Origin of the sequence: Ruminococcus sp. RTP21484sp1_RTP21281st1_A8_RTP21281_210402 (genome assembly GCF_040914025.1) — a bacterium.
Taxonomy (GTDB): domain Bacteria; phylum Bacillota; class Clostridia; order Lachnospirales; family Lachnospiraceae; genus Blautia_A; species Blautia_A faecis.
The window spans coordinates 98,483-110,537 of record NZ_JBCPGE010000009.1 but is presented as its reverse complement, the minus strand read 5'-3'; the positions used below and the strand labels follow the sequence as shown (position 1 = coordinate 110,537).

The following is a 12,055-nucleotide window of genomic DNA, read 5'->3' as shown; positions in this document are numbered from 1 at the left end:
ATGCTGATGATTGCAGCTGCCATAATGCTTACGATATACAAAACAAGAGCAGCCATACTTTCCTCAAAAAGACCACAGAGCATACACAGAATACCTGATGCCATCCATAGTTTCCCACTGAATCTATGAGTTGCATTCCAGTTTTCCTCATCCTGCAATGTCCATATAACCCGGATTCCTATCGTATTATTCTGCTTTACCTTTGGCAGATAATTTCCTATAACCATGAATAGTAAGCCTGTTCCATAATACATGAATGCCATGAACAGGTTCTCCATGCCTGCTCCGGTATTTACCAATCTGGCAATGCCATTATAGAGCAATGTAATAACAGGTATCATCCATATAGTCATTCCTATAACTTTTGGACTCTGTTGTCGGCTTCTGTTATCATAAAATATGATTGCTACAAATATACAGTGCGTTACTACAAAAAATACATTTATCCATTTACCGTGTGTACTCGTAAAACCCACCAGGACTCCTGCAAGAATTACCAGTATAGAGCTAATTAATGAACCTCTATATTTTTTTATCATTTCCTTCATCGTTCGATGCTCCTTTCAAATCTGTGATCCACAACATGACATCTTCCAATACGGAAGTGTTTAATTCATAATAAATAAACTTTCCTTCTCTTTGGTTTCGGATCAAATCAGCTTCCTTCAATATTGCCAGATGTCTTGATATGGATGCTCCCGTCACTGAAAAATGTTCGCATATTTCTCCGGCTGAAAGCCGCCCATTTTTCAATAAGTTCAAAATCTCACGTCGTATTGGATCAGCCAGTGCTTTTAATGTATCCTGTATACCCAATAATTCATCACATCCCTTCATTTAACATTTAACCTAATTGTTAAACGTATTATAATGCAAGGAATATTATGTGTCAAGAACCAGTTACTTCAAAATATGGTTGACATTTATATTCTACAGATGTAGAATATAAACAACTTCTACAAAAGTAGAAAATAATAAACAGGGAGAATGCACTATGAAGACAGGAACAGTAAAGTTAATGACACTTATCACTACGGCGGTATTGGGAACTTTTTCAGCAGGAACGGTTCTGGCAGCAGAAAATAATGACTTTTATACACAGCCGCCAGCAGATTCCGACTGGGAAAAGGCAGATACGGAAGGTACTTATGCCAGCTACACGAATGGAAGTGATTATGTAAACATTTACAAATATTCACTTGATGATGTCAATATAGCAATTGCAAAATGCAATGATACGTATGAAGCCTGCTATCAGACAGTTTATTCAGAGGGGAACAGTTTATATATGACGGTGGGATATGCAAAAGATGCAGATGATATCGGTGATGTCAGAAAATTCGTAGAATATATTTCCTATCCAGGAAATCCCTCCCTTACCAGACAGGCAGATGAAGATTCAACAGAGAATTCTGATCAGGAGGATACCGATACTTCCAATCCGGGAGGCAAGGGAGATTCAGATTCTTCCGATACAGAAGTGAATGCTTCCGCAGATAACAGTGATGGTTCAGATATTATTTCCACCTCACCACTGACATTAGTTGACAGTGATGGAAATACAATTGAGATCAATTACATTCTTCACAAAGATTATTCTTGCGAATACCGTGGAGATGATGGAATGAAATATACTGATAATGGGAATGAAACTTATACCGATGAAAATGGAAATACCTACTCAGCTCTGAATGATGACACTCATCATCTGGGACATACGTTGGAACAGCATGACCTTCAGGATGCAAACGGTAATACTGTGACGGTTACGGAAACTACAAATGGTGATTATTATTTCCAGGACGAAAATGGTACAGGATTTACGGACAACGGAGACGGGACATGGAGTGATGAAAATGGCAGCAGCTATACAGAAATAGACTGATAGTGGTCAGTAGCTGCAGGAATGGCAAGGGCATTTGCAAATTGTGCAAAAGCCCTTGCCATTTCCGTGAACCGTGGTAAAATAGAATCATTCCTACATTTGTAGAAAATATGTAACAGGGGAGGTATGAAAAAGTGAAAAAAACTTACCAGAGACTTCCGGACTCAGAGCTGGATATTATGCTCGTTCTTTGGAATAATACTCCGCCGATGACCAGACCGGAGATTGAGAAAGTGATCAATATGAAGAAAAAGCTTGCATCAACAACAATTTTGTCATTGCTGACCAGATTGGAGAACAAAAATTTCGTGGAAGTGACGAAACAGGGAAAAATGAATCTGTATACACCCATGGTTTCGCAGTCAGATTATCAGGCACATGAAAGCCAGAGTGTTCTTGAGAAACTTTATGGGAATTCACTAAAAAAGTTTGTAACTTCACTTTATCATGGAAAGAAGATCAGCTCAGAAGAAGTCCAGGATCTCAGTGAATTTCTTAAGAACCTGGAGGACAGGGAGGAATAGCTAATTATGGAGGTTTTCATTCTGCACATTCTGAAACTGAACATTATTGCAGCAATAGTAATTTTACTGGTAAAAGTGCTTGCGACTCTGTTTAAAGGACGTGTATCAGCGAGATGGAAGTACTTTATCTGGCTGTTGATTACGATAAGCCTTTGTGTTCCGGTGCGCCTTCCGGAGAATCTGGCACTGGTGGATTTCAAAGTACTTAGAAGCAGTCAACAGAATACGCAAAACCCGAAGATAACGGATTACGCAGTCAGACCAGAGGAAAGTCAGAAGATAACAGAAACCGTATCATCTGCGAGCAATGACATGAAAAATCTGACAGAAATTCCGGAACAAAAGAGAACTGTCAGGTACGAATCAGATAAATGGCTGGGAATTGTGGCTGTGATTTTTGTTGTTGTCTGGCCGAGCGTAGCGGTACTTAAACTGACAGGAGAATTGCTGGCATATTATTTTTCTATAAGGAATCTGGAACGGATGAGTCTGCAGGTAAGTGATACGGTGAGTATTCAGATGTACCGTGCAGCGTGTCAAAAGAAGCACGTACGCAGAATACCGGAGCTCAGGCAAAACGCAGGTCTTACCACACCGCTTCTTGCAGGACTTTTACATACAAAATTGTATCTACCAGCAACCGGGTATTCAGCAGAAGAAAGAAAACTTATTTTTTACCATGAACTCACACATTATTGCCATCGGGATCTCTGGTATAAGATGCTCCTTCGAATCTGTGCATCAATATACTGGTTCAACCCCTTTCTTCTTATCATGCTGAAAGAAGCGGATAAGGATATTGAGAATCTGTGTGATACAGCAGTTGTTCGCAGAGTTAATAAAAAGGAACATAAATTATATCGACAGCTGCTTCTCAGGACAGTGGCCATGGAAAATCAGATTCCATATGTGACAGCAAGTCTTAATGACAGCGAAATGGTGTTTAAAGATCGGATTCTGTATATGGTGAACATTCGGAAACTCCGCAGAGGGATTCTTCCGGGAATTCTTGTGACGCTGCTGCTTGCAGGCGGTAATCTGGTATTTAATGTCTCTGCCGGGACAGATACAGTTTCAGTAGAGACGGAGAAGTCTGGTATTGAAAAAAATGCAGATCCAGAGAAAAATAATGTACCGGATTATGCACCGTTTTCTGAAATGGTAACTATGCAGAAAGCTGCTGAAACACAGGACGAAGGAGGAGTGACAGAGAATGCAGATACAGAGGATTCTGTAGACGAAGAGGAAAAAGCAGATGCGGAAACAAACGATGAACCTGCCATGGAAAACAGCGGACAGGTAAGTGAAACGACCGATGATGGAATTACCTCTGACAACAACGAGTCTGTTTCATCTTATGAGAATCTGCCAGCAGGCGTACCATATACCAGTGGATTCACTACTGCTTCCGGTGTAGCATCAATTGTAGCACCGGGTGGAGGAGATGAAGAATCCAGAGTTCTTTACGATAACGGAGATGGGACCTATTCTGATGCTTATGGGAGCCGATACAGTTATCAGGGAGATGGAAACTGGGCAGATGCCAATGGAAATTCATATCGTACCTGGAATGACGAAGACTATAATTTCGGAACACAGCTGGAAAAGCATGAACTCAAGGGCAGCAGCGGCACCGTTAATGTAAAAGAGACTACAAACGGAGATTATTATTACTGTGATTCAGAAGGTGTAGGATACACAGATAATGGTGACGGAACCTGGACCGATGAGAACGGAAATCTTTATGAAGAGTAAATGAAAAGAAACGTTTTCCGGAAGCAAATAAGAGACTGGAAAACGTTTCTTTTCTTGTAAAATGTTATATGAGATATAAAAGCTATTTGGAAATATAATTATTTGATAAGAAAGACATTTTTATTTTACAACAAACAGATATTTTTATGATAAAATATCGGAAAAAAATTTTGGACTGTAACAAAAGTCGTTGCAGTGTCTAAACTACATCAAATGGATACGGAGGAAGAAATGTGCGGGATCTGTGGATTTACAGGTTACAGACAGGATCAGAAGACAGTAATTGAAAGGATGATGAAAGCCATTGAGCATAGAGGCCCGGACAGTGAGGGCTCCTTTTGCAGGGAGAAGATTACGCTGGGCTTTCGAAGACTTAGTATTATTGATTTAGAAGATGGGCAGCAGCCTATGGAAAGTGCGGATGGAAATCTGCATATTGTTTTTAATGGAGAAATCTATGATTATAAAGAACTGCGGGCAGAACTTGAGACTTTCGGCATTTCTTTTTGCACCCATTCCGATACGGAAGTTCTGGTAAATACCCTTCAGCAGTATGGGGAGAAGGCACTGGATAAACTCAGGGGAATGTTTGGGTTTGCAGTATGGAATGAAAAAGAGCAGACTTTGATGCTTGCAAGGGATTTCTTTGGAATTAAGCCTGTGTACTATGCCGAAATAGATGGGCACTTTGTATTTGCTTCTGAAATTAAGAGTATCCTTGCATTTCCAGGCTATGAAAGGAAAGTAAATCAGAAGGCACTGGAGCAGTATTTGTCATTTCAATATTCTCCTCTGGAAGAGACCTTCTTTAAGGGAATTTATAAACTGATGCCTGGACATATGCTTTTATATAAAAACGGAAGCTATGAAATAAAGACTTATTTCAAACCAAAGCTTACACCAGGTCAGTGGAACCATAAGACGAATATGGCGCAGCTGCGGAGCCAGCTTTCCGAGATTTTAAAGGATTCAGTGAAGCATCATATGTTAAGTGATGTGGAAGTCGGCGCATTTTTATCAGGTGGAGTGGATTCCGGTTATCTGGCTTCTTCCTCCGGTGCAGATCAGGCATTTACAGTGGGATTTGATGAGGGAGATCGATATAGTGAAGTAAACAAAGCTGCCAAAGTGGCAGAAAAAGCAGGTTTGAAACACCATGTGAAAATCATATCCAAGCAGGAATTCTGGGATGCCCTTCCAGATGTGATGTATCATATGGATGAACCCCTTGGGGATGCCTCTGCAGTTGCACTTTATTTTCTTTCCAAAGAGGCCGCAGGGCATGTCAAGGTAGTCCTTTCCGGGGAAGGCGCAGATGAACTTTTCGGTGGATATAATATTTACAGAGAACCGGAAGCATTAAAGAAAGTTGCCTGGATTCCATTCAGGCTTAGACGTGCTGTTAGAAAACTGGCCGCAAAGCTGCCAGATGTGAAAGGTCGGGATTTTCTTATCCGCGCGGGAATGAAAGTGGAAGAACGTTTCATTGGAAATGCGTATATCTACCGTGAAAAAGAGAAAGCGCAGATTTTGAAAAATAAAGTAACAGGACCTTCCACGCAGGAATATTTAAGACCATTTTATGAAGAGCTTGAGGCAGAAAACAGAGGATCACTTCAAGACATGGAAAAAATGCAGTCTGTAGATTTGAACTACTGGCTTCCTGGCGATATTTTGCAGAAAGCAGATAAAATGAGTATGGCACATTCCCTGGAAGTCAGGGTACCATTTCTGGATAAAGAAGTTTTTGACTTTGCAGCAAAGCTTCCGAAAGAAACTAAGATTGCAGCAGGTACAACCAAATATATTTTCCGTAAAGCTGTTTCAAAATTTCTTCCACAGGAAACCGATGAACGTAAGAAACTTGGTTTTCCCATTCCAATCCGTGTGTGGCTGCGGCAGGATGACTGGTATCAGATGGTAACGGATTTATTTACCTCAAAAGCGGCAGAAGAATTTTTTCGTACAGAGGAACTGCTTCAGCTTCTGAAGGACCATAAAAATAAAAAGGCAGATAACAGTCGTAAAATCTGGACAGTTTTAACATTCCTTATCTGGTACGATAGATTTTTTGCTACATGTTCGAAGGGAGAGTTGGTTACAAGGCTGCAATAATAAAACTTCAATATATTCTTTTTTATATTCATAATAATGCACTAATTAGGTGTCTGGAAGAATTTAAGAAAAATAAATTTGTACCTGTAGAAGAAGCTGAGAAACAGATTAAACTTGGAGCTGTGATTACCAGACTTAACAGTACCATACGGAGAATCAAAAAGTATCTGGATGGAAGCATCCCATGCCTGGAGGAATTGGAAGAAACGCGACTTCCATACTTTGAGAAAAATGCGGACAAACGTGAAAACCGCTGGAGCCAGATCATTAGTGGAAGTGATCTGATTGATACCATCTAAAAAGCAGACAGCCCGATATTTTCGGGCTGTCTGTCATTGGATTAAGGAAAGATATGAGGCAGGAAATACAGTCATTTTTTGCAGCATATCTTTTTTTGTATCATTTTGTCTATATTTTAAAGAATCCTGTTCATGTACAGGGGTTCATTAGTTGGTTATACTAATAAAAAGCGGATGTGATAGTTTATGCAGAAGAAAATCCGGCCGAATACCGGAATTCTCTTCTGGCATTAGCGGCAAACTTTATAATAGTTTGCGTAGAAATTCATCACATATAAGATATAAGCTTTTAAATTTTTCATTTCGTTCACCTCTTTTCTTAACTTACAAGTGCATTATAGATCACCTGAAAGCGGATTACGTGCCAAATGAAAAGAAAAAACAGACAAAATTTGCAGAGGAGAGAAATTATGTTTCCGGTTTATGAAGAGAAAAAAGAAAACCTGCATTTACATTCCCGCATTGCCAGACATGAATCCCCTCATCTGCACAATTCAGTTGAATTCATCTATCTTACAGAAGGATGCTTGGAGCTTGGAATGGGCCAGGAACTCTTTCACATGGAGGAAGGTGATTTTGCAGTCCTTTTTCCGGAAGTGATCCATCACTGCCAGGTCTTTTCAGGAGAGAATAATAAGGCATGCTATCTGTGGGCGCAGCCCATACTTTGCGGACAATTTGCTTCTGTTATGCAGAAATACTGTCCGAAAAATCCTGTGATTAAAAAGCCGCAGGTCCACCGGGATATTGTAAATGCAATTCGGTGCCTGAAGCTCGATAAAAAGGAGCAAAATCCTAACCTTGTTGTAGAACAGGCTTATGTGCAGATCCTTTTGGCCAGAAGTATCCCGGTATTTAACTTACAGGAAAAGAGCAGTGTGGAGAGCAATGATATCATTTATCAGACGGTCTCCTATATTGCAAAACATTTTAAAGAAGAAATGTCCCTGGAAAAGATGGCAAGAGATATGGGAGTAAGTAAATTTACACTTTCGCGTGTCTTTTCCGGAACTTTTCATAGAAATTTTAACCAATATTTAAATGAACAGAGATTAAACTATGTCTGTGTTCATTTAGAGTGTACTGACAAAAGCATTACGGACATTTCCATGGATGCAGGATTTGAAAGTCAGCGGACTTTTAACCGGGTTTTCAGGGAACGCTACAAAATGACACCAAGAGAATACCGGAATCTGTACAGAGAAAAGTTTGTTCTGCAAAATGAAATCATATAGAAAAGAGAGGATAAAAATATGCTGAGTGAGAGTATTGCAAAACTGGTACAGTATGGAGTCGAGACGGAACTGATACCAGAATGTGAGAGAAATTACACAACAAATCTTCTGCTGGATGTATTTTACGAGGATGATTACACTGCACCGGAACAGGAATTTCAGAACATTGAGCAGCTTGTAGGCGGTTCTATTTTAAGCCATGACCATTTCCAGGGAGGACATTATACCTTCGCAATGGCTAAGGCACCGATTGAAAAGCATGTGACCATTCCTGGATTTGAGGATGTGGAAGCGGGAATTGTAAAGTGGCCGTTATCAGTGCTCCGTATCCGTCATAAAAATCCAGAACGGTTGATTGACCTTGCAACACATGTGCTGCAGGCATGGAGAGGTTATACAGATGAAGTAGCCTTTGTATTTGCCAATACGGACGGAGAGCCACATAATACTATAACCCCAATTGCCCGTAAAGTGGGGGATGTATACGAGCTGGATCTGACACTTCGCAATAATATTACGACGAAAGAACATCCACTTGGTGTATATCATCCACATGCACAGTACCATCATATTAAAAAGGAAAATATCGGGCTGATCGAGGTAATGGGGCTTGCAGTTCTTCCGGCCAGATTAAAAGAAGAGCTGGAGCTTTTAGAGGAACACATTTTATCTGGAAAAGATATTTCTTCAAATGAAAAAATAGCAAAGCATGAGGATTGGGTGAAGGAATTGCTGGAAAAATATCCGGATATTAATGCAGAGAACATTCATGCAATTCTTCAAAAAGAAGTAGGACTAGTGTTTGTACATGTGCTGGAAGATGCCGGAGTTTATAAATGCACACCAAAAGGAAGAGAAGATTTTATGCGTTTTGTGGACAGTTTATAGGACGTATTTTGACCGTGATTATAATGAATGCTGTGGTATGAAGTTCAAAACTACAGAACAAGAAAATATTTTATAACAGCAGTTGCAGCCGGTATCTCATGATATATAAAATGAGAATATCGGCTGCTTTTCATTATTTATTTTTACCCTAAAAAGGTAATCTGCTGAAAACCAAAACTGTAGTTTGGATCTCAACTGAAAAAATTTAATTTTTCTGTTACCATCCACTATTTTTTACGATATATAATATGAATGGAAATATTTTTATTCAAAAAGGCGCCTTATCTGTTGCTGGTCAGATTATGGACAGTGACTTTTATCTTAAAGAAACCCGGAGGACAACCTGTAAATGAATGATGATGAAATTATAAACCTGTTTTTGAAAAGAGATGAGAATGGAATTATAGAATTGAGTACTAAGTATCATCCCTATTGCTACAAGATTGCCTGGAATTTATTGGCAAATAGAGAAGATGCCGAGGAATGTCTGAATGATACCTGGTTTTCAGTATGGTCACAGATTCCTCCTACGCATCCTCCTGTATTGGCACACTTTTGCGGTCGGATTACAAGAAATCTTAGTATCGACCGTTTAAGGAAAAAGTTTGCAGGCAAGCGCCCGGATGTTCATATGGCAGATGTTATAGAGGAAATGGATCAGCTAAATGTAACTTATACCGTGGAAGAACAGCTGGCGGAAAAAGAACTGATGGAAACCATAAATCGTTTTTTGGAAGAAATGTCTCCAAAGGACAGAAATATTTTTGTACGAAGATACTGGTTTTTAGATCCTGTTTCTGCAATCTCCAAAAGGCATCATATGTCAACGGGAAGCGTGAAAATGAATTTATACAGAAACCGGAAAAAGCTGTTGAAACTGTTGGAAAAAGAAGGAGGACGCATATGAAAAAGTTTGATTTTTCAAAAGAATTTGGTAATATTGATCCGAAATATATAGAGGAAGCAGAGCGGGAATGGAGTGAAAAAAAGGAAAACCGGAGACCGAAAGGGTGGAGCAAAGCAGCAGCTGCCTGCGTGATCGTCACCTTGGGTTCTGTTATCTTTTCTAATCCACATATCCAGGCTGCAATAAAAAATATTACATTGTCCATAGGAGAAACCCTTGGTTTCCCCAAAAGCATTGAATCTTATACGGAAGTGTTGAATACCTCTAAAGAAGACAAAGGAATTACTGTAACATTAAAAGAAGTTGTTTTGGATAATGGGGTTCTGTTAACAAAGGTGCATGCAGAAAAAACATCTTCCGGGCAAAAGGGCACGGATGATGGTCAGGATGCCTGGACCTTTGCCAATACACAGCTTGACATTGATTATCAGAAAACTACAATAAATGGACAGAAAATTGAAGAATACGAAAGCGGACACTATCTGCCGTATTCGGATGAGGATTTGCTAAATATTGGACTGGATGAAAATGTCTATGATGCTGTTCTGGAATCTCGATTTTCCCTTGATGGTGATTTGGGAGAAAATCCGGAAGTACATTTGGTACTCGGTGCCTATCAAAATGAAAATCTTGGCGAAGATTATTTCGCAGAGTTTGAGTTTGATTTTTCTATTCCCCATGAGGAGCTTATGAAACAGACAGTTCATAAAAAGCTGGAAGATGTTTCTATTAAAACAAAAGAAGGAACCGTAAAATTAACAGACTTTTCCATGAATAAACTGCAAAGTATAATTACGGCAGAAATTCCGGAAGAACTTGAGGAAAAGCTGTATAATGGTAATGAGATGATGCTTATGGGGACAGACAGTAAAGGAAATCAGGTACAGTATGAACTGCGCAGTAATTCAGCAGATGGTAAATCTCAATGGAGTTTTAAAACCAGTTTCTGGGGTATGTATCAGCTGGATTCTGACGGCCCGGTTCTTTTGCTCCCGGATATTGACAGCGATTATCTGGAATTACAGCTTTATACCAGAGAACCTTACATGGCTGCTGCAGACACTGTCTGGGTTGATGACGATTTTGTAGAAATTGGTGAGACTACAGAAGAAGTAGAAGAAGTTCCAGAGGATACTTTGGAGGGAGAAAATCCGTCAGATGCAGAGGAGCCGGTTGAAACTCAAATTATCGGAGGGGCAGATGCTCCCACAGAAGTAAGGCTTCAAGACGATACAGACCAGAAAGAAAATACCGACGCAGCAGATAAAACGGATGAAGATTATGGAACCGAAGAAAGCGCATATGATGGAACTACAGGTGAAATCACTGCAGAATCTGACTGGACACCTGTCGGTGAAAAAATAAGGATTCAGATTAAGTAGAGAAACGTGAATCTTCTTAAAAAATACCATGTCAAAGAAGCTTTGCATACCTGTTTTTTCCACTGTAAAAGGTAAATTGCTTTTCATTAGGCAGAATTTTTTATATAATCCAAGTGAGAAGCAAAACCGATTGGAAGAACAGGAGCAGAGCAAATATGAACATTGGAACGCAGATATTAAAAATACGAAAAGAAAAGGCGCTGACTCAGGAGGAATTTGGAAAAATATTTCATGTTACCAGACAGACTGTGTCTAATTGGGAGAATGAAAAGAGATTCACGTTCATGGAAAAACAAATTCGTGCGATTTGACCAGATTGTGGGGAAAGCTGTTGTAAGATACTATCCTTCTTTTAAGTGGTTAGGATAATAAGAAACGCGAATATCAGTGGCTTATTTAGTACTGGAATATTCGCGTTTTTTATTTGATATCGCAAAGTTTTTATATTTTCAAATATATGTAATCAGTTGGCAGCCGGTTTTCTAAAAAGATTAAAAATTCCTGTCTGCTCAATCAATCTTGTGATGGTAAAGAAGATAAAGGAATCGATTGGCCACATGATCAAGTTCTTTACAGTACGCATTGGGAGGATTGCAAGGAATCCTTTTCCGTAGAGCATGTCCAGCCATAAGGTATTTAACAGAACATTTACAATCAGAACGACAACCAATTTTGCAATCAGCACGCGGCGGAAGGTGAGCTTATGTTTGTAGTAAAAACATCCATAAATAAATGCTGCGAGCATTGCGTTAAAGGTGAACCCAAAGAAAAATGGACCATCAGGGCGGATAAAGAATTTCACAATATCCAGCACACCGGCAAACAGACATCCGGTAATGGGTCCAAACAGATAATCAGCAATCTGGTTTGGGATACCGGAAAATCCAATTTTTACATAGGGACCGATATTGATAGAAGCAACTGAATTTAAAATCAGTGCCAGGGCAGCAAGCATTGCACAGACTGCCAGTGTAGAAGTGGTTTTCAGCTCTTTGGCTGAGGTGAGAAACATGTTCTTTGTTTTCTCCATAAAAAAATTACCTCCTTTTCTTTTTTCGCTCACAA

The 12,055-nt window shown here is 39.6% G+C and carries 13 protein-coding genes; 10 read left to right on the top strand and 3 right to left on the bottom strand.

The window, feature by feature from the left end:
* Both AB5170_RS06440 and AB5170_RS06435 read right to left on the bottom strand, forming a co-directional pair.
* Positions 1-548, bottom strand: a 548-nt coding sequence (locus AB5170_RS06440) for an SdpI family protein (protein ID WP_368365052.1), incomplete at its 3' end; no start/stop codon positions are given.
* On the bottom strand, positions 523-816 hold the full coding sequence (locus AB5170_RS06435; RefSeq protein WP_173717826.1) for an autorepressor SdpR family transcription factor: 294 nt from the start codon (positions 814-816) through the stop codon (positions 523-525). The genes AB5170_RS06440 and AB5170_RS06435, both read right to left, overlap by 26 nt.
* A 178-nt stretch (positions 817-994) precedes the next feature.
* Here AB5170_RS06435 and AB5170_RS06430 point away from each other — a divergent pair, with 178 nt between their 5' ends.
* The 10 genes from AB5170_RS06430 to AB5170_RS06385 all read left to right on the top strand — a co-directional run bounded on the left by AB5170_RS06430 (position 995) and on the right by AB5170_RS06385 (position 11,301).
* Positions 995-1,885, top strand: coding sequence for a hypothetical protein (locus AB5170_RS06430; protein ID WP_173717378.1), 891 nt, complete (start codon positions 995-997; stop codon positions 1,883-1,885).
* A gap of 134 nt (positions 1,886-2,019) precedes the next feature.
* Positions 2,020-2,409: a BlaI/MecI/CopY family transcriptional regulator gene (locus tag AB5170_RS06425; RefSeq protein WP_148463261.1), complete on the top strand. Its 390-nt coding sequence runs from the start codon at positions 2,020-2,022 to the stop codon at positions 2,407-2,409.
* A gap of 6 nt (positions 2,410-2,415) precedes the next feature.
* Entirely contained in the window at positions 2,416-4,164 is a 1,749-nt protein-coding gene (locus AB5170_RS06420; protein WP_173717379.1) for a M56 family metallopeptidase, read from the top strand.
* 231 nt (positions 4,165-4,395) lie between these two features.
* Positions 4,396-6,279 carry an asparagine synthase (glutamine-hydrolyzing) gene (asnB, locus tag AB5170_RS06415; RefSeq protein ID WP_173772788.1) on the top strand — a complete coding sequence of 628 codons (1,884 nt, stop codon included), beginning with the start codon at positions 4,396-4,398 and terminating at the stop codon, positions 6,277-6,279.
* A complete protein-coding gene (locus AB5170_RS06410) occupies positions 6,243-6,578 on the top strand; it encodes a hypothetical protein (RefSeq protein ID WP_173717381.1) in 336 nt (111 codons plus the stop codon). The genes asnB and AB5170_RS06410 overlap by 37 nt, the downstream gene beginning before the upstream one ends.
* A 410-nt stretch (positions 6,579-6,988) precedes the next feature.
* Positions 6,989-7,813, top strand: coding sequence for an AraC family transcriptional regulator (locus tag AB5170_RS06405; RefSeq protein WP_173772789.1), 825 nt, complete (start codon positions 6,989-6,991; stop codon positions 7,811-7,813).
* A gap of 18 nt (positions 7,814-7,831) precedes the next feature.
* Positions 7,832-8,701, top strand: coding sequence for a hypothetical protein (locus AB5170_RS06400; protein ID WP_368362019.1), 870 nt, complete (start codon positions 7,832-7,834; stop codon positions 8,699-8,701).
* A gap of 349 nt (positions 8,702-9,050) precedes the next feature.
* Positions 9,051-9,608 carry an RNA polymerase sigma factor gene (locus AB5170_RS06395; RefSeq protein ID WP_148463265.1) on the top strand — a complete coding sequence of 186 codons (558 nt, stop codon included), beginning with the start codon at positions 9,051-9,053 and terminating at the stop codon, positions 9,606-9,608.
* The gene (locus AB5170_RS06390) at positions 9,605-10,990 is read left to right on the top strand and encodes a DUF4179 domain-containing protein (RefSeq protein ID WP_368361952.1); all 1,386 of its coding nucleotides are present in this window, start codon (positions 9,605-9,607) and stop codon (positions 10,988-10,990) included. The genes AB5170_RS06395 and AB5170_RS06390 overlap by 4 nt, the downstream gene beginning before the upstream one ends.
* Positions 10,991-11,145: 155 nt before the next feature.
* Positions 11,146-11,301 carry a helix-turn-helix transcriptional regulator gene (locus AB5170_RS06385; RefSeq protein WP_173719500.1) on the top strand — a complete coding sequence of 52 codons (156 nt, stop codon included), beginning with the start codon at positions 11,146-11,148 and terminating at the stop codon, positions 11,299-11,301.
* A gap of 152 nt (positions 11,302-11,453) precedes the next feature.
* Here AB5170_RS06385 and AB5170_RS06380 read toward each other — a convergent pair whose 3' ends face one another.
* A complete protein-coding gene (locus tag AB5170_RS06380) occupies positions 11,454-12,020 on the bottom strand; it encodes a folate family ECF transporter S component (RefSeq protein ID WP_118583984.1) in 567 nt (188 codons plus the stop codon).
* Positions 12,021-12,055 lie beyond the last annotated feature (35 nt).

Coding starts and splice junctions, on each gene's coding strand:
- AB5170_RS06385 (WP_173719500.1), top strand. CDS start 11,146: ATGAACATTGGAACGCAGATATTAAAAATACGAAAAGAAAAGGCGCTG.
- asnB (WP_173772788.1), top strand. CDS start 4,396: ATGTGCGGGATCTGTGGATTTACAGGTTACAGACAGGATCAGAAGACA.
- AB5170_RS06395 (WP_148463265.1), top strand. CDS start 9,051: ATGAATGATGATGAAATTATAAACCTGTTTTTGAAAAGAGATGAGAAT.
- AB5170_RS06400 (WP_368362019.1), top strand. CDS start 7,832: ATGCTGAGTGAGAGTATTGCAAAACTGGTACAGTATGGAGTCGAGACG.
- AB5170_RS06390 (WP_368361952.1), top strand. CDS start 9,605: ATGAAAAAGTTTGATTTTTCAAAAGAATTTGGTAATATTGATCCGAAA.
- AB5170_RS06430 (WP_173717378.1), top strand. CDS start 995: ATGAAGACAGGAACAGTAAAGTTAATGACACTTATCACTACGGCGGTA.
- AB5170_RS06420 (WP_173717379.1), top strand. CDS start 2,416: ATGGAGGTTTTCATTCTGCACATTCTGAAACTGAACATTATTGCAGCA.
- AB5170_RS06380 (WP_118583984.1), bottom strand. CDS start 12,020: ATGGAGAAAACAAAGAACATGTTTCTCACCTCAGCCAAAGAGCTGAAA.
- AB5170_RS06410 (WP_173717381.1), top strand. CDS start 6,243: ATGTTCGAAGGGAGAGTTGGTTACAAGGCTGCAATAATAAAACTTCAA.
- AB5170_RS06405 (WP_173772789.1), top strand. CDS start 6,989: ATGTTTCCGGTTTATGAAGAGAAAAAAGAAAACCTGCATTTACATTCC.